General features: G+C 56.4%; 38 protein-coding genes. 1 reads left to right on the top strand and 37 read right to left on the bottom strand.

The features are described 5' to 3' along the window. Positions 1-52: 52 nt before the first annotated feature. The 33 genes from rplQ to creB form a co-directional block, all read right to left on the bottom strand. A complete protein-coding gene (rplQ, locus tag FG13_RS21145; protein WP_034753219.1) occupies positions 53-445 on the bottom strand; it encodes a 50S ribosomal protein L17 in 393 nt (130 codons plus the stop codon). A gap of 133 nt (positions 446-578) precedes the next feature. Continuing rightward, positions 579-1,556 carry a DNA-directed RNA polymerase subunit alpha gene (locus FG13_RS21140; protein WP_008444343.1) on the bottom strand — a complete coding sequence of 326 codons (978 nt, stop codon included), beginning with the start codon at positions 1,554-1,556 and terminating at the stop codon, positions 579-581. A 108-nt stretch (positions 1,557-1,664) separates the two neighbouring features. Then, entirely contained in the window at positions 1,665-2,288 is a 624-nt protein-coding gene (gene rpsD, locus FG13_RS21135; protein WP_010394478.1) for a 30S ribosomal protein S4, read from the bottom strand. 258 nt (positions 2,289-2,546) lie between these two features. Next, positions 2,547-2,951: a 30S ribosomal protein S11 gene (gene rpsK / locus FG13_RS21130; protein ID WP_010394475.1), complete on the bottom strand. Its 405-nt coding sequence runs from the start codon at positions 2,949-2,951 to the stop codon at positions 2,547-2,549. 17 nt (positions 2,952-2,968) lie between these two features. Beyond that, the gene (gene rpsM / locus FG13_RS29625; RefSeq protein ID WP_046681666.1) at positions 2,969-3,334 is read right to left on the bottom strand and encodes a 30S ribosomal protein S13; all 366 of its coding nucleotides are present in this window, start codon (positions 3,332-3,334) and stop codon (positions 2,969-2,971) included. Positions 3,335-3,348: 14 nt separating this feature from the next. Further along, positions 3,349-3,462: a 50S ribosomal protein L36 gene (rpmJ, locus tag FG13_RS29620; protein WP_010394471.1), complete on the bottom strand. Its 114-nt coding sequence runs from the start codon at positions 3,460-3,462 to the stop codon at positions 3,349-3,351. Between the two features lie 42 nt (positions 3,463-3,504). Next, entirely contained in the window at positions 3,505-3,723 is a 219-nt protein-coding gene (gene infA, locus FG13_RS21120) for a translation initiation factor IF-1 (RefSeq protein ID WP_005663428.1), read from the bottom strand. Between the two features lie 18 nt (positions 3,724-3,741). Next, a complete protein-coding gene (gene secY / locus FG13_RS21115; RefSeq protein ID WP_010394438.1) occupies positions 3,742-5,076 on the bottom strand; it encodes a preprotein translocase subunit SecY in 1,335 nt (444 codons plus the stop codon). Positions 5,077-5,108: 32 nt separating this feature from the next. Next, on the bottom strand, positions 5,109-5,540 hold the full coding sequence (gene rplO, locus FG13_RS21110; protein ID WP_034753211.1) for a 50S ribosomal protein L15: 432 nt from the start codon (positions 5,538-5,540) through the stop codon (positions 5,109-5,111). Positions 5,541-5,570: 30 nt separating this feature from the next. Then, the gene (rpmD, locus tag FG13_RS29615; RefSeq protein ID WP_010394435.1) at positions 5,571-5,750 is read right to left on the bottom strand and encodes a 50S ribosomal protein L30; all 180 of its coding nucleotides are present in this window, start codon (positions 5,748-5,750) and stop codon (positions 5,571-5,573) included. 10 nt (positions 5,751-5,760) lie between these two features. Further along, positions 5,761-6,279 carry a 30S ribosomal protein S5 gene (rpsE, locus tag FG13_RS21105; protein WP_010394433.1) on the bottom strand — a complete coding sequence of 173 codons (519 nt, stop codon included), beginning with the start codon at positions 6,277-6,279 and terminating at the stop codon, positions 5,761-5,763. Positions 6,280-6,288: 9 nt separating this feature from the next. After that, positions 6,289-6,651, bottom strand: a complete 363-nt coding sequence (gene rplR / locus FG13_RS21100) for a 50S ribosomal protein L18 (protein WP_010394431.1) — start codon at positions 6,649-6,651, stop codon at positions 6,289-6,291. A 13-nt stretch (positions 6,652-6,664) separates the two neighbouring features. Further along, on the bottom strand, positions 6,665-7,198 hold the full coding sequence (rplF, locus tag FG13_RS21095) for a 50S ribosomal protein L6 (RefSeq protein WP_034778281.1): 534 nt from the start codon (positions 7,196-7,198) through the stop codon (positions 6,665-6,667). A gap of 10 nt (positions 7,199-7,208) precedes the next feature. After that, the gene (gene rpsH, locus FG13_RS21090) at positions 7,209-7,604 is read right to left on the bottom strand and encodes a 30S ribosomal protein S8 (protein WP_034753208.1); all 396 of its coding nucleotides are present in this window, start codon (positions 7,602-7,604) and stop codon (positions 7,209-7,211) included. A 14-nt stretch (positions 7,605-7,618) separates the two neighbouring features. Beyond that, positions 7,619-7,924, bottom strand: coding sequence for a 30S ribosomal protein S14 (gene rpsN / locus FG13_RS21085; RefSeq protein ID WP_010394423.1), 306 nt, complete (start codon positions 7,922-7,924; stop codon positions 7,619-7,621). A gap of 2 nt (positions 7,925-7,926) precedes the next feature. Next, positions 7,927-8,466, bottom strand: coding sequence for a 50S ribosomal protein L5 (gene rplE, locus FG13_RS21080; protein WP_010394421.1), 540 nt, complete (start codon positions 8,464-8,466; stop codon positions 7,927-7,929). A 6-nt stretch (positions 8,467-8,472) separates the two neighbouring features. Then, the gene (gene rplX, locus FG13_RS21075; protein WP_034753204.1) at positions 8,473-8,787 is read right to left on the bottom strand and encodes a 50S ribosomal protein L24; all 315 of its coding nucleotides are present in this window, start codon (positions 8,785-8,787) and stop codon (positions 8,473-8,475) included. A gap of 9 nt (positions 8,788-8,796) precedes the next feature. Further along, positions 8,797-9,165, bottom strand: a complete 369-nt coding sequence (gene rplN, locus FG13_RS21070; RefSeq protein ID WP_008444317.1) for a 50S ribosomal protein L14 — start codon at positions 9,163-9,165, stop codon at positions 8,797-8,799. A gap of 253 nt (positions 9,166-9,418) precedes the next feature. Beyond that, positions 9,419-9,691 (bottom strand): 30S ribosomal protein S17, encoded by a 273-nt coding sequence (rpsQ, locus tag FG13_RS21065; RefSeq protein ID WP_010394415.1) that lies wholly within the window; start codon positions 9,689-9,691, stop codon positions 9,419-9,421. Further along, a complete protein-coding gene (rpmC, locus tag FG13_RS21060; protein WP_010394412.1) occupies positions 9,688-9,879 on the bottom strand; it encodes a 50S ribosomal protein L29 in 192 nt (63 codons plus the stop codon). The genes rpsQ and rpmC overlap by 4 nt, the downstream gene beginning before the upstream one ends. A gap of 12 nt (positions 9,880-9,891) precedes the next feature. Beyond that, a complete protein-coding gene (gene rplP, locus FG13_RS21055) occupies positions 9,892-10,311 on the bottom strand; it encodes a 50S ribosomal protein L16 (protein ID WP_034753201.1) in 420 nt (139 codons plus the stop codon). A gap of 2 nt (positions 10,312-10,313) precedes the next feature. Continuing rightward, positions 10,314-11,138 (bottom strand): 30S ribosomal protein S3, encoded by an 825-nt coding sequence (rpsC, locus tag FG13_RS21050; protein WP_034753199.1) that lies wholly within the window; start codon positions 11,136-11,138, stop codon positions 10,314-10,316. 9 nt (positions 11,139-11,147) lie between these two features. Beyond that, positions 11,148-11,480 (bottom strand): 50S ribosomal protein L22, encoded by a 333-nt coding sequence (gene rplV / locus FG13_RS21045; protein WP_170840583.1) that lies wholly within the window; start codon positions 11,478-11,480, stop codon positions 11,148-11,150. Next, on the bottom strand, positions 11,477-11,752 hold the full coding sequence (gene rpsS, locus FG13_RS21040; protein WP_008444295.1) for a 30S ribosomal protein S19: 276 nt from the start codon (positions 11,750-11,752) through the stop codon (positions 11,477-11,479). The genes rplV and rpsS overlap by 4 nt, the downstream gene beginning before the upstream one ends. 10 nt (positions 11,753-11,762) lie before the next feature. Further along, a complete protein-coding gene (gene rplB, locus FG13_RS21035) occupies positions 11,763-12,590 on the bottom strand; it encodes a 50S ribosomal protein L2 (RefSeq protein WP_034753198.1) in 828 nt (275 codons plus the stop codon). After that, entirely contained in the window at positions 12,590-12,907 is a 318-nt protein-coding gene (rplW, locus tag FG13_RS21030) for a 50S ribosomal protein L23 (protein ID WP_010394398.1), read from the bottom strand. Before rplW ends, rplB begins: the two co-directional genes overlap by 1 nt. After that, positions 12,904-13,524, bottom strand: a complete 621-nt coding sequence (gene rplD, locus FG13_RS21025) for a 50S ribosomal protein L4 (protein WP_034753197.1) — start codon at positions 13,522-13,524, stop codon at positions 12,904-12,906. The genes rplW and rplD overlap by 4 nt, the downstream gene beginning before the upstream one ends. 3 nt (positions 13,525-13,527) lie before the next feature. Further along, positions 13,528-14,184 carry a 50S ribosomal protein L3 gene (rplC, locus tag FG13_RS21020; protein ID WP_010394393.1) on the bottom strand — a complete coding sequence of 219 codons (657 nt, stop codon included), beginning with the start codon at positions 14,182-14,184 and terminating at the stop codon, positions 13,528-13,530. A gap of 380 nt (positions 14,185-14,564) precedes the next feature. Then, the gene (locus tag FG13_RS21015) at positions 14,565-14,753 is read right to left on the bottom strand and encodes a hypothetical protein (RefSeq protein WP_035824017.1); all 189 of its coding nucleotides are present in this window, start codon (positions 14,751-14,753) and stop codon (positions 14,565-14,567) included. Between the two features lie 67 nt (positions 14,754-14,820). After that, the gene (locus FG13_RS21010) at positions 14,821-15,009 is read right to left on the bottom strand and encodes a hypothetical protein (RefSeq protein WP_035824015.1); all 189 of its coding nucleotides are present in this window, start codon (positions 15,007-15,009) and stop codon (positions 14,821-14,823) included. 244 nt (positions 15,010-15,253) lie between these two features. Further along, positions 15,254-16,645, bottom strand: a complete 1,392-nt coding sequence (gene creD / locus FG13_RS21005) for a cell envelope integrity protein CreD (protein WP_035824013.1) — start codon at positions 16,643-16,645, stop codon at positions 15,254-15,256. A gap of 86 nt (positions 16,646-16,731) precedes the next feature. Next, complete coding sequence (creC, locus tag FG13_RS21000) at positions 16,732-18,153, bottom strand: two-component system sensor histidine kinase CreC (RefSeq protein ID WP_035824011.1); 1,422 nt, start codon at positions 18,151-18,153, stop codon at positions 16,732-16,734. After that, on the bottom strand, positions 18,150-18,881 hold the full coding sequence (creB, locus tag FG13_RS20995) for a two-component system response regulator CreB (protein WP_035828548.1): 732 nt from the start codon (positions 18,879-18,881) through the stop codon (positions 18,150-18,152). The genes creC and creB overlap by 4 nt, the downstream gene beginning before the upstream one ends. A gap of 165 nt (positions 18,882-19,046) precedes the next feature. On the opposite strand from creB, the gene FG13_RS29130 reads away from it, so the two are divergent. Continuing rightward, positions 19,047-19,595: a tetratricopeptide repeat protein gene (locus FG13_RS29130; protein ID WP_051959312.1), complete on the top strand. Its 549-nt coding sequence runs from the start codon at positions 19,047-19,049 to the stop codon at positions 19,593-19,595. 19 nt (positions 19,596-19,614) lie between these two features. Here FG13_RS29130 and FG13_RS20985 read toward each other — a convergent pair whose 3' ends face one another. From FG13_RS20985 to fusA, 4 genes are all read right to left on the bottom strand, one after another. Next, entirely contained in the window at positions 19,615-20,460 is an 846-nt protein-coding gene (locus FG13_RS20985; protein WP_035824009.1) for a DUF817 domain-containing protein, read from the bottom strand. A 154-nt stretch (positions 20,461-20,614) separates the two neighbouring features. Then, positions 20,615-20,932, bottom strand: a complete 318-nt coding sequence (gene rpsJ / locus FG13_RS20980; protein ID WP_010394389.1) for a 30S ribosomal protein S10 — start codon at positions 20,930-20,932, stop codon at positions 20,615-20,617. 179 nt (positions 20,933-21,111) lie between these two features. Further along, the gene (gene tuf, locus FG13_RS20975) at positions 21,112-22,302 is read right to left on the bottom strand and encodes an elongation factor Tu (protein WP_034753125.1); all 1,191 of its coding nucleotides are present in this window, start codon (positions 22,300-22,302) and stop codon (positions 21,112-21,114) included. Positions 22,303-22,374: 72 nt separating this feature from the next. Beyond that, entirely contained in the window at positions 22,375-24,480 is a 2,106-nt protein-coding gene (gene fusA, locus FG13_RS20970; protein WP_034753184.1) for an elongation factor G, read from the bottom strand. Positions 24,481-24,537: the final 57 nt, after the last annotated feature.

Below are 24,537 nucleotides of genomic sequence, written 5' to 3'. Positions count from 1 at the left end.
GAAAACAAAAAAGCCAGGCTAGGCCTGGCTTTCTCAGATGCAATTACTGGGATTACTCGCCAGCAACTTCAACTGCTTCGGTCGTATCTGGACGATCCATCAGTTCAACGAACGCCATAGGAGCGTTATCGCCGACGCGGAAACCCATTTTCAGGATACGTACATAACCACCGTTACGGTTGGCGAAACGTGGGCCCAGTTCAGCGAACAGTTTGACGACCATTTCACGGTCGCGCAGGCGGTTGAAGGCCAGACGCTTGTTTGCCAGGGAATCGGTTTTGCCCAGGGTCAGAATTGGCTCGACAACGCGGCGCAGTTCTTTTGCTTTTGGCAGGGTGGTTTTGATCGCTTCGTGACGCAGCAGCGATACTGTCATGTTGCGCAGCATTGCCAGACGGTGGGACGAGGTACGATTCAGTTTACGGAGGCCGTGACCGTGACGCATGATAAATCCTTTCGGTGAGTGTTTAAATTCCAGCTCTTCGATCAATGAGGCAGAAGCTTCATCGCGGGCCGGTTTGGTACTACAAAATAAAAGCCTGGGACACCTGTCCCAGGCAGTTTGCTACAACTACGAATTACTTTTCCAGGCCGGCAGGCGGCCAGTTTTCCAGCTTCATGCCTAAGGTCAAGCCGCGCGATGCCAGCACTTCCTTGATTTCGTTCAGGGACTTGCGGCCCAGATTTGGCGTTTTCAGCAGTTCGTTTTCCGAACGTTGGATCAGGTCGCCGATGTAGTAGATGTTTTCCGCTTTCAGGCAGTTCGCCGAACGCACGGTCAACTCCAGATCGTCGACTGGACGCAACAGGATAGGATCGACCAGCGGAGCGCGCGATGGCGCTTCGGCGGCGGCTTCCGTGCCTTCCAGGGCAGCGAACACATTCAACTGGTCCACCAGAACGCGGGCCGACTGGCGGATCGCTTCTTCCGGCGAGATCACGCCGTTGGTTTCGATGTTGATGATCAGCTTGTCCAGGTCGGTACGTTGTTCAACGCGAGCCGATTCAACGAAGTACGATACACGGCGCACTGGCGAGAACGATGCATCCAGAATGATGCGGCCGATGGTCTTGTTCGTGTCTTCCGACAGGCGACGCACGTTACCAGGAACGTAGCCGCGGCCTTTTTCAACCTTGATCTGCATGTCCAGCTTGCCACCAGCGGTCAGGTGGGCGATCACGTGGTCAGGGTTGATCAGTTCGACGTCATGCGGCAGGTCGATATCGGAGGCCAGGATCGCGCCTTCGCCTTCTTTTTTCAGGGTCAGGGTTACCGAATCGCGGTTGTGGACTTTGAAAACCACACCCTTCAAGTTCAGCAACAGATCGACGACGTCTTCTTGCACGCCATCGAGGGAGGAATATTCGTGGACGACGCCAGCGATCGTCACTTCGGTCGGCGCGTAGCCCACCATCGACGACAGCAGAACGCGGCGCAACGCGTTACCCAATGTGTGGCCATAGCCGCGCTCGAACGGTTCCATCACGACCTTGGCGTGACCTGCACCGAGAGCTTCAACATCGATAATACGTGGCTTCAACAAACTGTTTTGCATGAAATGTCCTTTTCAATACCCTCGGCTCATTACACCGATAAGGCTGATGGCATTAGTAAAACGCCCACCCGAAAGAAAACGAGTGGGCGGTGATGGTGCTAACTGCTATTAACGCGAGTACAGCTCGACGATCAGCGATTCGTTGACGTCGTTAGCGATTTCGTTACGCTCTGGCAGGGACTTGAAAGTACCTTCCATTTTCTTGGCATCAACCGAAACCCAGCTAGGCATACCAACTTGTTCAGCCAGCGACAGTGCTTCAACGATACGCACTTGCTTTTTCGATTTTTCACGAACAGCAACGATGTCGCCAACTTTGACTGCGTACGAAGCGATGTTCACAACGATACCGTTCACGGTGAACGCTTTGTGGCTGACCAATTGACGCGCTTCAGCGCGGGTCGAGCCAAAGCCCATGCGGTAGCAAACGTTGTCCAGACGCGTTTCCAGCAACTTCAACAGCGTTTCGCCGGTGTTGCCTTTACGACGGTCTGCTTCAGCGAAGTAGCGGCGGAATTGACGTTCCAGCACGCCGTACATGCGCTTGACTTTTTGCTTTTCGCGCAGTTGGTTACCGTAGTCCGAGGTGCGGGCGCCGGATTTGACACCGTGCTGGCCTGGCTTGACGTCCAGTTTGCACTTGCTGTCCAGCGAGCGACGTGCGCTCTTCAGGAACAGGTCTGTACCTTCACGGCGGGAAAGTTTTGCTTTAGGTCCGATATAACGTGCCACGATACTTCCTTTTTTTAAATGATAACGCCCCAGCCACATGCATGATCAAACACACTGATGCGGTTAGGCGCTAGTCTGATTTGGTTTCAATCAGACGGTGGCTGAAAACGAAAAACCCGTCAAACAGGATTTGACAGGCAAGAACAGCCGGGCAGTATAACCGTTTCCGGCTCCCTGCTCCAGCGTTTTCACACAACTGTACTGAGTTACAACAGACAGCAAAGCAGCTGGCGCCGAAGCGCCCTCTGCAACACTATCTTAGATACGACGACGTTTCGGTGGACGGCAACCGTTGTGCGGTACCGGCGTCACGTCCTGGATCTCGGTGATCTTGATGCCCAGGTTGTTCAGCGCGCGAACGGCGGATTCACGACCAGGACCTGGGCCCTTGATACGTACTTCCAGGTTCTTTACGCCACACTCAACAGCCACTTTACCAGCGGCTTCCGCGGCGACCTGCGCTGCGAACGGGGTCGATTTACGCGAACCCTTGAAGCCTGCACCGCCGGAGGTAGCCCACGACAAGGCATTGCCTTGACGATCGGTGATGGTAATGATGGTGTTATTGAACGAAGCGTGGACATGCGCGATGCCTTCAGCGACGTTCTTTTTAACTTTTTTACGCACGCGTGCTGATGCGGCGTTATTTTGCGACTTAGCCATAATTATTCCCTAGCGGATTATTTTTTCAGCGATTGAGCGGCTTTACGCGGTCCCTTGCGGGTACGTGCGTTCGTACGCGTACGCTGGCCACGGCAAGGCAGACCCTTACGATGACGCATGCCGCGGTAGCAACCCAGATCCATCAAACGCTTGATGTTCATGGACAGTTCACGACGCAGATCGCCTTCGACGATGAATTTACCTACTTCATCGCGCAGCTTTTCCAGTTCGCTGTCATCCAGATCTTTGATCTTTTTGTTGGTTGCTACACCGGTCGATGCACAGATTTTCTCTGCGCGTGGACGGCCCACACCGTAGATGGCCGTCAGGCCGATAACGGTATGCTGATGATTTGGGATATTAACCCCTGCAATACGTGCCATTTGTTATTCCTCGATTAACCTTGACGCTGCTTGTGACGTGGTTCCACGCAGATAACGCGGACTACGCCTTTGCGCTTGATGATCTTGCAGTTGCGGCAGATCCGCTTGACTGATGCGAGAACTTTCATTTTTGGGCTCTTTCTTTCGCTTCTTTGGTTTGATTCAGTGTGTTACTTGGTACGGAACACAATGCGGGCTCGGCTCAGGTCGTACGGCGTTAACTCCACCGTCACCTTGTCTCCAGGGAGAATGCGAATATAGTTCATCCGCATTTTACCTGAAATATGCCCGAGCACCACGTGTCCGTTCTCCAGCTTCACTCGAAATGTTGCATTTGGGAGATTCTCAAGAATCTCGCCCTGCATCTGTATGACGTCGTCTTTTGCCATTCGGTATGTTTACCGCGCTTAACGCGTCGGAATTCCGCCCTTGAAATTTGCTTTGCGCAGCAGCGAATCATATTGCTGCGACATCACGTAGTTCTGTACTTGCGCCATGAAATCCATGGTGACAACTACAATAATCAATAAAGAAGTACCGCCGAAATAGAATGGTACTTTCCACTGGGCTTGCATAAATTCCGGCAATAAACACACCAGGGTGATGTAGACTGCGCCGGCAAGTGTCAAGCGTGTCAGGATCTTGTCGATGTAACGGGCTGTCTGTTCGCCTGGACGGATCCCGGGAATGAACGCACCGCTTTTCTTCAAGTTATCCGCTGTTTCCTTGCTGTTAAAGACCAGCGCTGTATAGAAGAAACAGAAAAACACGATCGCCACTGCGTACAACAGCGCATGGATAGGCTCACCAGGCCCCATCGATGCTGCCAAATCTTTCAAGAACCGCACCGCAGGGTTAGCGTTGTCGGCGCCCTTTGAAAACCAGTCCACGATAGTGGCCGGGAACAAGATGATCGAAGAAGCAAAGATCGGCGGGATCACGCCGGCCATGTTCAGCTTCAACGGCAAATGGCTGGTTTGACCGCCATAAATCTTGTTGCCTACCTGGCGCTTCGCGTAGTTGACCAATATTTTGCGCTGACCACGTTCGACGAATACGACGAAGTACGTTACCAGTGCTACCAGGATCACGATGAAAATCGCGCTGAAGCTGCCGATCGAGCCATTCGACACTTGAGTGAACAAGCCACCCAACGCCGACGGCAGACCTGCTGCAATCCCGGCAAAAATGATGATCGAGATGCCATTCCCCAAGCCACGCTCGGTAATTTGCTCACCCAACCACATCAAAAACATTGTTCCGGTCAACAAAGTGACGACCGTCACGAAGCGGAATGCAAGACCAGGTTCCAACACCAGACCAGCTTGCGACTCCAGTGCGACTGCAATGCCTAACGCTTGGAACAGTGCCAGGGCAACCGTGAAATACCGGGTGTACTGGGTGATCTTGCGACGACCTGCTTCGCCTTCTTTTTTCAACGCTTCCATCTGCGGTGACACGATCGACAGCAATTGCATGATGATCGAGGCCGAGATATAAGGCATGATACCCAGCGCAAACACTGTAAAACGAGACAAGGCACCGCCCGAGAACATGTTGAACATGCCCAGGACGCCGCCTTCGTGCTCCTTGAACAGCGAGGCTAATTGTGTCGGGTCAATCCCGGGAACCGGGACGTGAGCACCGATACGATAAACCACCAATGCGCCAAGCAAAAACCAGAGCCGTCCCCAAGGGAAACCGGCCGCTGCACTTTTAGCAAGTTGTGGATTAGTCGCCAATTTTCGCTCCGATCAAGCTGTTAGCGGTCAACTCAGGCTACCGAGCCGCCGGCTGCTTCGATGGCTGCTTTCGCGCCAGCGGACACTTTCAAGCCCTTCAAATTCACCGCTTTGGTGATTTCGCCGGACAAGATCACGCGCACGTCACGGGCCAACACGCCCAGAACGCCAGCTTGCTTCAAGACCAGAATGTCGACATCGCCAACAGCCAGGTTGTTCAGATCGGACAGGCGCACTTCAGCTTTGAAGGTTGCGTGCATCGATTTGAAACCGCGCTTAGGCAGACGGCGTTGCAGAGGCATCTGACCGCCTTCGAAACCGACTTTATGAAAGCCGCCCGAACGCGATTTCTGACCTTTGTGACCACGACCCGAGGTTTTACCCAGGCCGGAGCCGATACCGCGACCGACGCGACGCTTGTAGTGCTTAGCGCCTTCGGCTGGTGCAATAGTATTCAATTCCATGATTTGCTCCGTTCGTGTAAGCCCGAAGGCTTACCCGACAACTTTAACGAGATACGATACTTTATTGATCATGCCGCGTACGGATGGGGTGTCTTGCAATTCGGAAACCGAATTTACACGACGCAGACCCAGACCGCGCACGGTAGCGCGATGCGATTCGCGCGTACCGATCAAGCCCTTGACCAATTGCACTTTGACTGTGTTTGTCATTTTGTCCACCTTAAGCCAGAATGTCTTCGACCGACTTGCCGCGTTTGGCAGCGATATCGGAAGCAGTGCTCATTTTCGACAGGCCGTCCAGCGTAGCGCGTACCAGGTTGTATGGGTTGTTCGAACCGGTGGATTTCGCCACCACGTCCGTCACGCCCATCACTTCGAAGATAGCGCGCATTGCGCCACCAGCGATAACGCCAGTACCAGGCTTAGCTGGGTTCATCAGGACCTTGGAGGCGCCGTGACGACCAACAACCGTGTGATGCAAGGTACCGTTTTTGAGCGGTACTTTGATCAGGTTGCGACGGGCTTCTTCCATTGCCTTCTGCACGCCAACTGGCACTTCTTTCGATTTGCCCTTGCCCATGCCGACGCGGCCATCGCCATCACCAACTACGGTCAGCGCGGCGAAACCCATGATACGACCACCCTTGACCACTTTGGTCACGCGGTTGATCGCGATCATTTTTTCGCGCATGCCATCATCCGGCTTGTCGCTTTGCATTTTTGCTTGCATTTTTGCCATGATTGATCCTTAGAACTTCAGACCGGCTTCGCGTGCGGCTTCTGCCAACGCTTTCACACGGCCGTGGTAACGGAAACCGGAGCGGTCAAACGCAACTTCGGTAATCCCTGCTTTCAACGCTTTTTCAGCGACGCGCTTGCCGATCAAGGCTGCAGCAGCGGCATTGCCGCCTTTGCCGGATTGGCCTGCCAGTTCAGCGCGAACTTCCGCTTCAGCCGTCGAGGCCGAAACCAGGACTTTAGCGTCCGGGCTGATCAGGTTGGCGTAAATGTGCAGGTTGGTGCGATGCACCGACAAGCGATTTACTTTCAATTCCGCAATCTTGATGCGGGTTTGGCGTCCGCGGCGAAGCCGTGATTCTTTCTTATCCATCGTCAGCCCCTAATTACTTCTTCTTGGTTTCTTTAAGCTTAACCACTTCGTCCGCATAGCGAACGCCCTTGCCTTTATAAGGCTCAGGAGCGCGGTAAGCACGAACTTCAGCGGCTACCTGGCCAACCTGTTGACGGTCGATACCTTTAATCAGGATCTCGGTCGGGGTTGGTGTTGCGCAGGTAACGCCAGCTGGCATGTCATGCACTACAGGGTGCGAGAAACCCAGGGACAGATTCAGCTTGTCGCCTTGAGCTTGCGCCTTGTAACCCACGCCTACCAGGTTCAGCTTTTTCTCGAAACCCTTGGTGACGCCAACAACCATGTTGTTGACCAGTGCGCGCAGCGTGCCGGACATGGCATTGGCTTCGCGGCTGTCGTTCGCCACGTCGAAACTCAGGGTTCCTGCATTGTTTTCTACTTTGACCTGACCGGTAAGGGCCTGGGAAAGTACGCCCAGCGGGCCTTTTACGGTGATCGCTTGTGCGGAGATGGCGACTTCGGCGCCAGCTGGCACTACGATAGGCATTTTAGCTACTCGAGACATGTGTAACTCCTTAAGCCACGTAGCAAATAACTTCGCCGCCGACACCGGTAGCGCGTGCTTTGCGGTCAGTCATGACGCCTTGCGGAGTCGACACGATCGCCACACCCAAGCCATTCATCACAACAGGGATCTCGTCTTTACCCTTGTAGACGCGCAGACCCGGACGGGACACGCGCTCCAAGCGCTCAATGACGGGACGGCCAACATAATACTTCAAACCGATTTTCAGTTCCGCTTTGCCACCAGCTTCGGCAACAGCGAAATCTTCAATGTAACCCTCGTCCTTCAGGACGCTGGCAATCGCAATTTTGACTTTCGACGATGGCATGGCCACGGTCGTCTTTTGCACGCCTTGTGCATTGCGAATGCGGGTCAGCATATCGGCGATAGGATCGCTCATACTCATTGCATATTCTCCTATTACCAGCTTGCTTTTGTCATACCCGGAATTTCACCACGCATGGCGAATTCACGGAGCTTGATACGACCCAGACCGAATTTACGGAATGTGCCGCGCGGACGACCAGTGATGGCGCAACGGTTACGTTGACGCGTCGGGTTCGAGTTACGTGGCAGCGCCTGCAGTTTCAGGCGAGCTTCGTAGCGCTCTTCTTCCGATTTCGATTGGTCATCGACGATGGCCTTGAGAGCTTCGCGCTTAGGGGCGAATTTCGCCACCAGGTCAGCACGCTTGATCTCACGATTAATCAGTGACAGTTTGGCCATGATCAGTTCCTGAAAGGGAATTTAAAGGCGGCGAGCAAAGCTTTGGCTTCGTCATCGGTCTTAGCGGTTGTCGTGATGCTGATATTCATACCGCGCAACGCGTCAATCTTGTCGTATTCGATTTCAGGGAAAATGATCTGTTCCTTGACACCGATGTTGTAGTTGCCACGACCATCAAATGCACGGCCGTTCACACCACGGAAATCGCGTACGCGCGGCAGAGCCACGGTAATGAAGCGATCCAGGAACTCGTACATGCGAGCGCCGCGCAGGGTGACCATCGTACCGATCGGGTAACCTTCACGGATTTTGAAGCCTGCGATCGCTTTGCGGGACTTGGTGGTCACTGGCTTCTGGCCGGCGATCTTGGTCAAGTCAGCAACTGCGTGCTCGAGAACTTTTTTATCCGCGATAGCCTCACCAACACCCATGTTCAGGGTGATCTTGGTCAGGCGTGGAACTTCCATTACCGACTTGTAACCAAACTTGCTGGTCAGGTCGGCAACGACTTTTTCTTTATAGAATTCTTGGAGACGTGCCATGATTTCTTAAGCCTTCACTACTTCGCCGGAGGATTTAAAGATGCGAACTTTCTTGCCGTCCACTTCTTTGAAACCCACGCGATCTGCCTTGCCAGTCGCTGCATTAAACAATGCAACGTTGGACACGTGAATTGGCATGGTCTTATCGACGATACCACCAGTTACGCCAGTCATCGGGTTTGGCTTAGTCGCTTTTTTAGCGATGTTAATGCCGTCAACCACGATATGTTCAGCATCGATACGCTGCTGTACCACACCACGTTTGCCCTTGTCTTTCCCGGTCAGAACGATGACTTCGTCGTTTTTACGAATCTTATCCATTACGACTCCTTACAGGACTTCCGGTGCCAGGGACACGATTTTCATGAACTTCTCAGTACGCAGTTCGCGTGTGACAGGTCCAAAAATACGGGTACCGATCGGTTCCAGCTTGGCGTTCAACAGAACGGCGGCATTGCCGTCGAACTTCACCAGGGAACCGTCTTGGCGGCGAACACCTTTAGCGGTGCGCACAACCACGGCGTTATAAATTTCACCTTTTTTGACACGGCCACGTGGCGCAGCAACCTTAACGGTTACCTTGATCACATCGCCAATGCCAGCATAACGGCGCTTGGAGCCGCCCAATACCTTGATGCACATTACTTCTTTGGCACCGGTATTGTCAGCCACTTCGAGCCGGCTTTCAGTTTGAATCATAGTATTCTCTTTCCCAACTTAAGCCGAAGAATCCACACAATGTAGACCCACGGTCAGTCTTGGTCCCGCCAGAGCCGCCCTGCTGGGCTTCACTGTTTGGGTGCATGACCTTCATACATCAACTGACCGCGAATGCTACTGTCTGTGGCCAGACACTTTGCGGCGTTACATGAACGAAGCCCGCAAGTATTACATACAATTTGCGGGCCTGCAAGTACTAATTAAAAGCCACCGCCGAAACGGTGGTTTTTATTTAAACGGTTGGTGCGGCTTGAACCACACGTGTCACCGTCCATGCCTTCGTTTTGGAGATCGGACGACCTTCCTGGATCTCGACCGTGTCACCGGCCTTGACTTGGTTGGTCTCGTCATGCGCGTGATACTTGTTCGAGCGCATGATGATCTTGCCATACAAAGGATGTTTTACGTGGCGCTCGATCAGAACGGTAACGGTCTTGTCCATCTTGTCCGAAACCACTTTACCGATCAGCGTGCGCTTGAGCGACTGTTTCACTGGTTCGTTCATTTGGCTTCCTTCAGATTCATTACCGTCTTCACACGCGCGATATCGCGGCGTACCTTCTTGAGCTGCGAAGTGTTGCTCAGCTGCTGCGTAGCGATTTGCATGCGCAGGCCGAACTGTGCCTTCAACAGGTCATTCAGCTCTTTTTGCAGAGCTGGCTGGTCCTTGCCGCGGAGTTCAGATGCTTTCATATACAACTCCAATTATTGGCCGACTTGGCGGATGACAAACGTCGTCGCCAGTGGCAGTTTAGCGGCGGCAAGACGGAATGCTTCCCGTGCCAGCGCTTCATCAACGCCATCCATTTCGTACAGTACTTTGCCTGGCTGAATTTCAGCGACGTAGTACTCAGGATTACCTTTACCGTTACCCATACGGACTTCAGCCGGTTTGTTCGAAATCGGTTTGTCCGGGAAAATACGGATCCAGATACGGCCACCGCGCTTGATGTGACGCGTCATTGCACGACGCGCCGCTTCAATTTGACGCGCAGTGATACGACCGCGCGCAACTGCCTTCAGACCGAATTCGCCAAACGACACGGCGGTGCCGCGGCTGTGCGAAATACCGGTATTACGGCCTTTCTGCTCTTTACGATACTTTCTGCGTGCTGGTTGCAGCATGATTATTCTCCTGCTTTCTCAGCTGGTGCTGCTGCGGCGGCCGGTTTAGCGGCGGTACGCACACGTGCACCTGGTGCTGTGGATGGTTTCGCACCGGCACCGGCTGGACGTGGACGGCCAGCTGGCTTGCCATCGTCACGGCGTGGGCCGCGGCTTTTCTTCTCGTCAGCTGGGGTATCGATGACTGGTGCATCGCCGTTAGGCGCGCGGTCACCTTTGTATACCCACACCTTGACACCGATGATGCCGTAGGTGGTCGACGCTTCGCTGGTACCGTAGTCGATATCGGCGCGCAGGGTATGCAGAGGCACGCGGCCTTCGCGGTACCACTCTTTACGCGCGATTTCGATACCGTTCAGACGGCCGGACGACATGATCTTGATACCGAGAGCACCCAGGCGCATTGCATTTTGCATTGCACGCTTCATGGCGCGGCGGAACATGATCCGTTTTTCCAGCTGCTGAGCGATCGAATCGGCGATCAGTTGCGAGTCGATTTCTGGCTTGCGAATTTCTTCGATGTTCACGTGAACAGGTACGCCCATGATCTTGGTCAGCGCGGACTTCAGTACTTCGATGTCTTCGCCTTTTTTACCAATGACCACGCCTGGACGCGAGCTGTAGATCGTGAAGCGCGCGTTCTTGGCTGGGCGCTCGATAACGATGCGGCCAACGGAAGCGTTCTTCAGTTTCTTTTTCAGGTAAGCACGTGCTTTCAAGTCTTCGTTCAGCATGGCAGCGAAATTACCGTTGCCTGCATACCAGCGCGAAGCCCAGTTACGGGTGACCGCCAGACGGAAACCGGTTGGATGAATTTTCTGACCCATCGTGGCTCCTTAGTTACCGACAGTCACGTAAACGTGACAGGATTGTTTCGAAATACGGTCGCCACGGCCTTTTGCACGCGCGGTGAAGCGCTTCAGGACCGGGCCCTTTTCGACGTAGATCGTTTTCACGAACAATTCGTCGATGTCCGCGCCATCATTGTGTTCCGCATTGGCGATTGCCGATTCCAGAACACGCTTGATGATCGCAGCACCTTTTTTCGGGCTGAATTGCAAGATGTTGAGTGCAGCGTCAACTTTCTTGCCACGGATCAGGTCAGCAACCAGGCGGCCCTTTTGGTCCGACAGGCGCACACCTTTGAGGATAGCTTTAGTTTCCATTATTTCTTAGCCTTTTTGTCAGCTGCATGGCCCTTGAACGTACGGGTCAGTGCGAATTCGCCGAGCTTGTGACCAACCATGTTTTCGGAAACATAAACCGGCACGTGCAGCTTGCCGTTATGAACCGCGATCGTCAGGCCGATGAAGTCAGGCATGATTGTCGAACGACGCGACCAGGTTTTGATTGGCTTTTTGTCTTTGGCTGCTTGCGCGGCTTCAACTTTTTTCACCAGGTGGGCGTCACAGAACGGCCCTTTTTTCAATGAACGTGTCATGTGCTACCCCTTATTTCTTGCCGCGGCGCGAGACGATCATGGAAGTCGTACGCTTGTTGCTGCGTGTTTTCTTACCCTTGGTCTGTTGGCCCCATGGCGAAACTGGATGACGACCAGCTGCTGTTTTACCTTCACCACCACCGTGCGGGTGATCGACCGGGTTCATGACCACACCGCGAACGGTAGGACGAACACCGCGCCAGCGCATCGCACCAGCTTTACCGATTTTACGCAGGCTGTGCTCGGCATTGCCGACTTCACCAACCGTTGCACGGCACTCGATGTGCACGCGACGTACTTCACCCGAGCGCAGACGCACTTGAGCGTAGGTACCTTCACGTGCCATCAGCACAACGCCAGCGCCGGCGGTACGTGCCATTTGGGCACCTTTACCTGGCAGCATTTCGACGCAATGCATCACGGTACCGACTGGGATGTTACGGATTGGCAAGCAGTTACCCGATTTGATCGGTGCTTCCGAACCGTTCATCACGCTGTCGCCAACGGCCATGCCTTTGGTTGCGATGATGTAGTGACGTTCGCCGTCGGCGTAGCACAGCAGAGCGATATTCGCGGTGCGGTTTGGATCGTATTCGATACGTTCCACTTTCGCTGGAATACCATCTTTGGTGCGCTTGAAGTCGATCAAGCGGTAGTGTTGCTTATGACCACCACCGATATGACGGGTGGTGATGTGACCGTTGTTGTTACGACCAGCGGTCTTGGATTTCTTTTCAACCAGGGCAGCGAATGGACGACCTTTGTACAGGTCGGCATTCACCACCTTCACCATGCCGCGACGGCCTGGCGAGGTTGGTTTCATCTTAACGAGTGCCATTATGCAGCCTCCTCGGAGAAGTTGATTTCCTGGCCAGGCTTCAGGCACACGAAAGCACGCTTGGTATGGTTACGACGACCGTTGAACTTGCCGGTGCGCTTTTGCTTACCTTCGCGGTTTGCAGTTTGCACGGACAGAACTTCAACCTTGAACAGCAGTTCGACCGCTGCCTTGATTTCAGGCTTGGTTGCATCCGGCAGTACGCGGAATACAATTTGCTCGTTCTTTTCCGCGACCATGGTGGCCTTTTCGGAAATCACGGGCGCCAACAGCACCTTCATCAAGCGTTCTTCGCTATGTTTCAAAATCGCGCTCATGCCAGCATCTCCTCAATCTTGGCCAATGCAGCTTTGGTGACCAGGATCTTCTTGTAGAACACCAGGGACATCGGGTCTGCGTGACGTGGCTCAACGACGAGTACGTTAGGCAGGTTGCGCGATGCCAGTTCCAGGTTTTCGTTCAGAACGTCGGTGATGATCAGAACCGAATCAAAGCCCAGGCCGTTCAATTTTTGCGACAGCAGCTTGGTTTTTGGCGCGTCGATCGTCAGATCGTCGATGACGATCAGGCGCTCTTCGCGAGCCAGCTGCGACAGGATCGAGCAGATACCTGCGCGATACATCTTTTTGTTCACTTTGTGGGTGAAGTTTTCGTCAGGCGAGTTCGGGAAAATCCGACCACCGCCGCGCCACAGTGGCGACGACGACATACCAGCACGAGCGCGGCCGGTACCTTTTTGGCGCCATGGCTTTTTCGTCGTGTGGTGAACTTCTTCACGGTCTTTTTGCTTGCGGTTACCACTACGTGCATTCGCTTGATAAGCGATGACGACTTGGTGGATCAGCGCTTCATTGTAGTCACGGCCGAAAATCGTATCGGCTGCAGCAACGTTCGAGGCGGCTTGACCTTGCGCATTCAGAAGCTTGAGTTCCATCGTTTAAGCTCCCTTCTTGGCTTTGGTTTTGATGGCTGGCGAGACAACTACCTGGCCATTTTTCGCACCTGGAATCGCGCCTTTGACCAGCAACAGCTGACGGTCGGCATCGATACGGGCGATCACGAGGTTCTGGATCGTACGGTTAACGTCACCCAGATGACCGGTCATGCGCTTACCAGGGAAAACGCGACCTGGATCTTGTGCCATACCGATGGAACCTGGAACGTTGTGCGAACGCGAGTTACCGTGCGTTGCACGGCCAGAAGCGAAGTGGTAACGTTTGATAACGCCTGCATAGCCTTTACCGATGGTAACGCCTTGCACGTCGATCTTTTGACCGACTTCGAACAGGGAAGCAGCGACAACATCGCCAGCTTTCAGTTCAGCGGCTTTGGCAGCGTCGACACGGAACTCTTTCAACAGAGTACCGGCTTCAACACCAGCTTTAGCGTGATGACCAGCAACAGCTTTGGTCACGCGGGAAGCGCGACGTTGACCGAATGCGACCTGAACAGCGGAGTAACCATCTGTTTCAGGGGTTTTGATTTGCGCAACACGGTTGTTCGATACGTCCAACACGGTGACAGGAATCGAATCCCCTTCATCCGTGAAAATGCGCATCATACCAACCTTGCGACCGAGAAGGCCTAGGCTCATTTTTTCTCCATTCCCACCTGCGATTGGGCGGGGCTTGTTTAACTACAAAGTAACGTAGGACTCAAAAAAGACGAATCCATACCGAAGCCGGCTAGTATATAGCACAAAAACCCTTGACGCAACAAGTTAACACGAGGTATGTCAAAGTGTTGCAAGACGCCCCTGCGGGAGTTGTCGGCGCGCCTGAAAAACGCTGCCGCAAGGCAATTTAACGGCCGCAAAGCACGGCGGCATGCGGCCTGCCGCACCGGGCGCCGCCGGCGGCAAGTCAGTGGCAGCCACGGAAACAACAAGGGCGCGTACACGGCGTACGCGCCCCTTGCCCTCCTCCATCTTGCCCTCCTGTATCAGGCTTGGCGCCCGGCGGAGGGCGACTCAGCTCAGACCTTGCACTGCTCGATGCAATGCTGGTAGACCATCTCGCAAATCGGGCTCGAGGCCGAACCGGGCATGCCGCCCGAGCACGTATTGGCCCGGATGGCGCATTCCAGCGTGCAATCATTGCCAGCCATGGCATACGAGGCGCTGCAGCCGATGGCAAACAGGAATACCGCGATTTTCTTGTACATGCATGTCTCCAATTGTGTGTTTTTCAGGAATTAATGCGCACCCAGGCAAGCTGCCGGGAGCAGGTGCTTACTTCTGGCAATTGGCCAGGCAATGCTCGTACAGGTCCTCGCAGATGGGGCTGCCGCCGAGATGCGCGCGGCAATTGGCCACTTTCTGCCCGCACTCGCCATAGCACTGCGTGACATCGCCGGCGGCAACCGCATACGAGGCGCCCAGGCCCAGCGCAAACAGGAAAGCCATCGTCTTCTTGATCATATTTCGTCTCCGTTTATCAGATGGAAGAACAAGCAGGAAGACACGCCATCCTCGCATCGCCCCGGGCCGGCGCCGCGGCGCCCGCCATTACTTAAAAAGCAATGCCAATAGAATACCGTAAACAATACCAACCAACTACCAATTATTCGTGACACGTTCCTCCCAGCCAAATAAAAAGCCAGCCAGGACATATCACCGTCACGGCTGGCTGCAAATGCGGAGGCGCATGGCGCCCGGATGCCCCCTATTCCTGCGGCGCTCCTTTGCCAATCTGATACCAGTCGACCTTGCGCGTCGCCACCATAATGGCGGCCAGGACGGCGAAAAGCAGGATGCTGCCCATTACCAGCGCATTGTTTTCCGAGTTCAGCAATCCGTACAGGGCGCCATACAGCATGGTCAGCGCCACGCCGAAGCCGATGCCGCGCCAGGCGTTGTGCAATACATGCGCCAGGTAAAAACTGGTCAGCGCGATACAGGCGGCGCTGGCGATCAGGTAGGCGGCAAGGAAAGCGATGTGCTCGGCCAGGCCCACCAGCAGCAGGAAGAAGATCACCAGCGACAGGCCCACCAGCAGATATTGCACGGGATGGATCGGCAGACTCTTCAGGATCTCGAAGATGAAGAAGGCGGCAAACGTCAGCGCCACAAACAGCAAGCCATACTTGGTGGCCCGGTCCGACTGCGAATACACATTGATCGGCTCGATGAAGCCGACGCTGAAACGGTCCACCTGGCCCAGCGGTGCGCTGTCGGGCACCTTGAACTCGCCCTCGATCGTGCTCAGCTGCGTTTGCGCATTGCTGGCCAGCGACGAGATATTCCATTCGACCTGAAAGCCATCGGCATTGATCTGGCGGTGTTTCGGCGACGGCAGGAAGCGCCCGCCAAACTGCGGATGGGGCCAGTTCGACTTGATGCTGATCTGGCTGTTTTTCGCCACCGGCACGAAATGCTGGCGTTCGATGCCGTCCAGTCCCAGGTCAAAACTGAATTTCACCTGCTGCGCTTGCCCCAGCGGCATGGCGCCCAGGGGTGCATGCAGGCCGCTGCGGAAGGCAAACAGGTCGGTGCCCTGTTCGAATTCGATCTGGCGCCCGCCCCAGTCGATTTTCGGGATGTTACGGATGCCGCGCACGTCCTCGATGGACAAGGCAACAAACGGCTCGCCCAGGGTCACGCGCGCGTCCGGCGTCTTGCGCGGCAACTGCTCAAGACTGGGCACCGTGAAGTCGCCCTTGAACGCATGCTGGCCGCTGTACACCAGCACCTGGTGGATGCCACGGTAGCGGCGGTCGGTCTCGATGGTGCCTTCCTGCAGCAAGAGGTTCGGGTACACCAGCAAGCGGCGCTGCATGACGCGGCGCTGCACCTGCGTCTGCGCCGGCACGCTGCCTTTCTGCTCCTTGTCGACGGCGATCTCGACCCGCTCGTCATACTGCTCCACATACGGAATCACGAGGATGGGCCCGATGATGGTTTGTTCGCGCACCGAATCGGCGGCGATGCTGTTGACGGCTTCCTGGCGGAATTCCATCCGCTCCTTGATCGTTTCCTGAATCATCAGCAAAGGCAGGCCGATCAGCAGCATCAGGCCGAACACGATCAACGCTTTGACTAACAGAGTTTTTTGCATGGCGCATCCTTGAAGTAAGGCGGCCAGTGTAAAAAAGCTGTGTGCGCTGACGATGCAGTCTGTGTGAAGCGGGAGAATAAAGTGCGCTAGGCTAGTGGCAGGCACAGGCGCGCGCAGGCGCCGCCCTCCGCATGATTGAGCACTTCGACCGTGCCGCCATGCAGCGAGGCCACCTCGCGCACGAAGGGCAAGCCCAGGCCCGTGCTCTTGCCGGCGCTCGGGCGCGGCAGGGAATAGAAACGCTCGAAGACGCGTTCCAGCGCATACGCGGGGATGCCCGCGCCACGGTCGCGCACGGCAATTTCCACCTGACTGCCCTGGCGCCGCGCCGTCAGGTCGATGCAACTGCCCGGTGGCGCAAAGCCGGCCGCGTTGTCGAGCAAATTGCCCAGCGCCTGGCGCAGCAGCAGAGGGTCGCCCGCCACGCTCGCCTCGTCGTGTTGCACCTGCAGGCGCACGCCGCGCGCCGCCAGGGTGGCGGCCGCGTCCTGCTCCACTTGCGCCAGCAATGGCCCCAGCGCGATGCGCTCGGGATGATCGAGGCGCTGCTGTTTTTCCACGCGCACGAGGGCCAGCAGCTTGTCGATCAGCTGCCGCTGGCGCGCATTCTGTTCCAGGATGCTGGCGAGAAACTGGCGGCGCTCGGCCGGCGGCATGTCTTCCTGCAGCAGCTCGGCCGAGGCCTGGATGGCGGCGATCGGGCTTTTCAATTCGTGCGCCAGGGTGTGCATCAGCTGCTCCACGTATTCCTTGCCTTCCAGGCGCGTGCGCATCGCCTCGAGCGCCCGCCCCAGAGTGCCGATCTCGTTCTTTCCCAGCGCCGGCAGCGCCACCTTGCGCCCCGCTTCCACGTCGCCGATGTAATGCATCAGCTTGCCCAGCGCATGGTGCAGCCACCAGGCAAATGCCAGGCCGATCAGCAGCGACAGCAGCAACAGGATGGCGCCGCGCTGCAATATCTTGCGCTGGCTGCGCTCGACAAACGCTTGCACGCTGGCGTTCGGCTTGGCCACCGTCAGCACGCCGATCACCTCATTGCCGTCGCGAATCGGCGCGGCCACGTGCATCACCGTCGACATCTCGTCGTCGGGCCGGCTGCGCGTGCTGCGCGCGCCATACTTGCCCTGCAAGGTCAGGTACACGTCATTCCAGCGCGAATAGTCGCGCCCCACGTCGCTCCCGCTGGAATCGAACAGCACGATGCCGTGCCGGTCCGTAATATAGATGCGGTAATCGAGGGTGCGCTTGCGCACGCCATTGATATTCACGTCCACGCCATGGCGCGCGTAATCCTGCATGCGTTCGGCCACGGGCGACTGCGCCAGCGTGCCCGCCTTCAGGTCGGGCGCCACCAGGCTGGCCAGCAGCTGCGAAGTGTCGACCAGGGTGTCTTCCAGGGTCGAGCGCACGCCCGGCTTGACCTGCTCCATGAAGACATTCAGCAGGAACCACGCGGCCAGCCCGACGATCAGGAAGTAGCCGAGCAGGATGCGCAGGCCGATCTTCATGCGCCGGCCAGGCTGTAGCCGAGGCCACGGTGGGTCTGGATGGGGTCGACCTGCGCATCGATGCCGCGCAGCTTGGCGCGCAGCGATTTGACGTGCGCGTCGACGGTGCGCTCAAGCGTGTCGGGCGCCCCGCTCCACACGCGCTCCATCAGCTGCGCGCGCGACAGCACGTGGCCAGGATGCTCGAGCAGGGTTTTCAGCAGCAGGTATTCATAGCGGGTCAGGTCCAGCGGCTGGCCGTGAAAGAGCACTTTCGCCTCCAGCGCGCGCAGTTCGAAGCGCGCAGGCGCGGCCGCGGCGGCAGGCGCGGCTATCGTCATGCCAGTCTCGCGGGGAGCTTGCGCAACACCGGCGCGGCGCAGGATGACGCGGATGCGCGCCACCAGTTCGCGCGGCGAAAACGGCTTCGTGACGTAATCGTCGGCGCCGATTTCCAGGCCGACGATGCGGTCGATCTCGTCGCTGCGGGCCGTCAGGAAGATCACCGGCACCTCGGAAAACTGGCGCAGCCGGCGGCACACTTCCAGCCCGCTCATGTCGGGCAAGCCCACGTCGAGCACCACGAGAACGGGCATCTGCGCGGCTTCGCCTGGCGTTGGGCGCAACGCGGCCAGGGCGTGCTCGCCCAGCATCACATGGCGCGGCGTAAAGCCGTCCGTGCGCAAGGCATAGGCGATGCTGTCGGCAATCGCCTGTTCATCTTCCACGATCAGGACAGTCTTGGACATGGCGGCGGCACGCATTAATGGACAAGCCCGGAGTATCCCTGAAGCACGCAAGCGGCGTCAATCGCGTGCGCTGGCAAAAAGCCGCCCATCCCAAAAAACTTATAGTATATTTATTACGGCATGACTCCACCGATACACCGTGTTTGACACCCGTCCGAGGAGACTATGAAGACCCATACCATCAGCCTGCTATGCGCCGTCAGCCTGCTGGCCGCCTGCGCGGCGCCAGCGACGCTCACCACCTCCAATGAACAGCACGACGCCTGCAACGCGGCCGAACTCAAGGGCCAGTTTGGCGAAGCGGAACTGGCTTGCGTACAGGCGCTGCGCAGCGCCGAGCAAGCCGGGGCCAGCGCGGATGTCCTCTCGCAGCGCCAGTACAACCTGGGCCGCATCAAGCGTTTGCAGGGCAAGAATGCGGAAGCGGAGCAGTTGTACCGGCAAGCGCTGGCCACGGAAGAAGCGGCGCAGCCGCGCAGCGACGCGCGCGTCGGCCGGCGCATGGTGGAACTGGCGTCGGCCCTGGCAGCGCAAGGCAAATGGCAGGAAGGCACAGGCTATCTGGAACGCGTGCTGCCGCTGCTGCCGAAGCTGTCGCCCGCCTCGCGCACGTATTCGGCGGAAGTGCTGCGCCAGTACGCGAAGCAGCTGCAAGGCGGTCCGCAGGCGGCACTGGGCGCGCGCTTTGAAGCCGTCGCGGCCAGCCTGCAATAAGAGACTTCCGGTGCCCGGCCTAGGGCTGGGCGACGTGGATGCTGGCCTTGATGTGCTTGAGGTGGGCCACGATGGTGAACGTCATCACCACCAGCAGCGACCACGAGCTCCATTTGCTGACATGCACGACCGACCAGGCGCCAAGCTGGTTCGGATAGCGCCATACGCCCCAGAAGGTGCTGATGTTTTCAGCCAGCCAGATGAAGAAGCCGACCAGCACGAAACCGAGCAGCAAGGGCATGCTGCGGTCGCGGTCGAGCGGACGGAACACCACGCTGGTGCGCGCGTACAGGCCCAGCGCGCAGGCGGCCAGGTACCAGCGATAGTCGCCGATGTAGTGGTGAGTAAAGAAGTTGGCGTAAATCAGCAGCGCGATCAGCACCGCCATCCAGTATGGCGGATGGTGGCGGATCCGCATGTCGAGCAGGCGCCAGGTCTGGATGATGTAGCTGCCGACGGCCGCATACATGAAGCCGGAAAACAGGGGCACGCCAAACACCTTGGTGTAGGCGAAGTCGGGATAGCTCCACGACTGGATCGTCCCCGACACCTTGAACACCTCCAGCGCGAAGCCGACCGCATGAAACAGGCAGATGGCTTTCAATTCATCCCACGTTTCCAGCCCGCTCCACAGCATCGCGCCCTGGATCGCCAGTGCCGCCAGCAGCAGCACGTCATAGCGCGGCAGGCCGAACAGGCCAGCGCGCGGCACCAGGAACACGGCAGCGAAAAACAGTCCCACGAACAGGCACGACCTCGCCTCCTTGATGCCGAAATACAAAAATTCGGTCAGGAAACGCGGCCAGCCGCGCAGGCGCTCACGGGGAGCTGCATTTAACAGGTGGGTATCGAGGGCATTAAGCATGCGGCAACTTTATCGTCCAGCCGCGGCACTGTAAAGCGATTTTGCAGAGATGCGCTGGCACCAATAGCAATGGGGCCGGGCGCACTCACGATCGTGAGCAGGCCCGGCCCCATCATCAGGCAGCGGGACACCCCGCCGGCCTGCTTAAAAACAATTATTGCAGTTTGATTTCGACATCAACACCAGCTGGCAGGTCCAGCTTCATCAGCGCGTCAACGGTTTTGTCCGTTGGGTCAACGATGTCCATCAGGCGTTGGTGCGTACGGATCTCGAACTGATCGCGCGAAGTTTTGTTGACGTGCGGGGAACGCAGCACGTCGAAACGCTGAATACGGGTAGGCAGTGGTACTGGGCCTTTGACGACAGCGCCGGTGCGCTTCGCGGTTTCAACGATTTCCAGAGCGGACTGGTCGATCAGTTTGTAATCGAAAGCCTTCAGGCGGATACGGATTTTTTGGTTTGGTGCCGACATGATATTTCCTTAAAAGAACGAACCGCGCGGTCTGCACGGCAATGAGGTCATACGGGAATTTCTGACGCAACAACCGTCAGGGTCGACATGATAGCACCAAAATGCTTGCCAACCCCGGCAGTTGAATAAAAAGAAGGGCGCCGGGCGACGACGCGTCTTCTTTTATGCAGGCTTAAGAATTAAGCCAGGATTTTTGCAACAACACCAGCGCCGACGGTACGGCCGCCTTCGCGGATAGCGAAGCGCAGACCTTCTTCCATCGCGATCGGGTTGATCAGCTTGACGGTGATCGACACGTTATCGCCTGGCATGACCATTTCTTTGTCTGCTGGCAACTCGATCGAACCAGTTACGTCCGTCGTGCGGAAGTAGAACTGTGGACGATAGTTGTTGAAGAATGGCGTATGACGGCCGCCTTCGTCTTTCGACAGAACATAGATCTCGCCAGTGAAGTGTGCATGCGGCTTGATCGAGCCTGGCTTGGCCAGAACTTGACCACGTTGCACGTCTTCACGCTTGGTGCCGCGCAGCAGCAGACCAACGTTGTCGCCAGCTTGACCTTGGTCCAGCAGTTTGCGGAACATTTCCACGCCGGTGCAAGTCGTTTTGACGGTATCGGTGATACCAACGATTTCGATCTCTTCGCCGACTTTAACAATGCCGCGCTCGATACGACCGGTCACAACGGTACCGCGACCCGAGATCGAGAACACGTCTTCTACTGGCATCAGGAAAGCACCGTCAACAGCGCGCTCTGGCGTTGGGATGTAAGCATCCAGCGCATCGGCCAGACGCAGAACCGCGTCAACGCCCATTTCGCCTTCTTTGCCTTCCAGCGCCATACGTGCCGAACCTTTGATGATAGGCAGGTCGTCGCCTGGGAATTCGTACTTCGACAACAGCTCGCGCACTTCCATTTCAACCAGTTCCAGCAGCTCTGCGTCGTCGACCAGGTCGCACTTGTTCAGGAACACGATGATGTATGGAACGCCAACTTGGCGGGCCAGCAGGATGTGTTCGCGGGTCTGTGGCATTGGGCCGTCAGCTGCGGAGCACACCAGGATCGCGCCGTCCATCTGGGCAGCACCGGTAATCATGTTTTTGATGTAATCGGCGTGGCCTGGGCAGTCAACGTGCGCGTAGTGACGCGTTTCCGTTTCGTACTCGACGTGAGCGGTGTTAATCGTGATACCGCGCGCTTTTTCTTCTGGTGCTGCATCGATCTGGTCGTATGCTTTAGCTTCGCCGCCGAATTTCTTCGACAGAACCGTTGCGATTGCAGCGGTCAGCGTGGTTTTACCGTGGTCGACGTGGCCGATGGTGCCGACGTTGACGTGCGGCTTGGTCCGTTCGAATTTACCTTTTGCCATTTTATTCTTCCTTAGAACAATGATTTAAATGTAGGGACCGGCATTCTCGTGAAAGCCGGCCCGGAACTTCTATTACTTAGCTTTCGAGCTTACGATTGCTTCAGTCACATGCTTAGGTGCTTCAGCATAGTGCTTGAATTCCATCGTGTAAGTCGCACGACCTTGGGTCGACGAACGCAACGACGTAGCGTAACCGAACATTTCCGACAGAGGCACTTCGGCCTTGATGATCTTGCCGCCACCGCCAGCAATTTCATCCATACCTTGCACCATGCCGCGACGCGACGACAGATCGCCCATCACGGTACCGGCGTAGTCTTCCGGCGTTTCCACTTCCACGGCCATCATTGGCTCCAGGATGACTGGCGATGCTTTGCGGCAGCCATCTTTGAATGCCATCGAAGCGGCCATGCGGAATGCATTTTCGTTCGAGTCAACATCATGGTACGAACCGAAGAACAGCGTGACTTTCACGTCAACGACTGGGTAACCAGCCATCACGCCCGAAGTCAGCGTGTCGCGCACACCTTTTTCAACTGCAGGGATGTATTCGCGAGGAACGGTACCGCCCTTGATCGCGTCAACGAATTCGAAGCCCTTGCCCGGTTCTTGCGGTTCGATCTTCAGAACCACGTGACCGTATTGACCACGACCACCCGATTGCTTGACGAATTTGCCTTCCGACTCTTCGCACACTTTACGGATCGTTTCGCGGTAAGCCACTTGTGGCTTGCCGACGGTGGCTTCAACGTTGAATTCGCGCTTCATGCGGTCAACGATGATGTCCAGATGCAACTCGCCCATACCGGCGATGATGGTCTGGCCCGATTCTTCATCGGTACGCACGCGGAACGATGGATCTTCTGCTGCCAGGCGGTTCAGCGCCAGGCCCATTTTTTCCTGGTCGGCCTTGGTTTTTGGCTCGACTGCCTGCGAAATCACCGGCTCAGGGAAGACCATGCGCTCCAGAACCACGCTGGCTTTCTCGTCGCAAAGCGTATCGCCAGTGGTGGTGTCTTTCAGACCCACAACGGCGGCGATGTCGCCAGCGCGCATTTCCTTGATTTCTTCGCGTTCGTTCGCTTGCATCTGCACGATACGGCCGATACGCTCTTTCTTCTGCTTCACGGAGTTCAACACCGAGTCGCCCGAATTCAGGGTACCCGAGTAGCAACGGATGAAGCACAACTGACCGACGAACGGATCGGTTGCGATCTTGAACGCCAATGCCGAGAATTTCTCATTGTCGTCAGCGGCGCGCTCGACTGGCTGCTCGTCCTCGTCCAGACCTGGGACAGGTGGAATGTCGATTGGCGATGGCAGGTACTCGATGACCGCGTCCAACATGGCTTGTACGCCCTTGTTTTTAAAGGCGGTACCGCACAACATTGGAACGATTTCGCTGGCGATGGTACGCTGACGCAGGGCAGCCTTGATCTCTTCTTCCGAGAGGTCGCCTTCTTCCAGGTACTTGTTCATCAGGTCTTCCGACGCTTCAGCAGCGGCTTCAACCATGTTCTCGCGCCACTTGGCAGCATCAGCGGCCAGGTGTGCAGGAATGTCGCCGTATTCAAACTTCATGCCTTGCGACGCGTCGTCCCAGATAACCGCTTTCATCTTGACCAGATCGATAACACCGGTGAAGACGTCTTCAGCGCCGATAGGCATCTGAATAGGTACTGGGTTGGCTTTCAGACGCGAACGCATCTGATCGTAGACCTTGAAGAAGTTGGCGCCGGTACGGTCCATCTTGTTCACGAAGGCCAGACGTGGCACTTTGTACTTGTTAGCCTGACGCCATACCGTTTCCGATTGTGGCTGCACGCCGCCGACTGCACAGTAAACCATGCAGGCGCCATCCAACACGCGCATCGAACGTTCCACTTCAATGGTGAAGTCAACGTGGCCTGGGGTGTCGATGATGTTGATGTGGTGAGCTGGGAAGTTGTTAGCCATGCCTTTCCAGAAGCACGTAACAGCAGCCGAGGTAATCGTGATACCGCGCTCTTGTTCCTGTGCCATCCAGTCGGTGGTGGCAGCGCCATCATGGACTTCGCCCAGCTTGTGGTTCACGCCTGTGTAGAACAGGACGCGCTCGGTCGTGGTCGTCTTACCTGCATCGATGTGAGCGGAGATACCGATATTACGATAGCGCTCAATGGGGGTCTTGCGGGCCATAATTAATCCTAAATGAATGGACAAAACCGAGCAGCATTTTTTTGCAAAAATGAGCCC

Source organism: Janthinobacterium sp. RA13, from assembly GCF_000745325.1.
Classification (GTDB): domain Bacteria; phylum Pseudomonadota; class Gammaproteobacteria; order Burkholderiales; family Burkholderiaceae_D; genus Janthinobacterium; species Janthinobacterium rivuli.
This window is presented reverse-complemented; position numbering and strand designations above follow the sequence as displayed.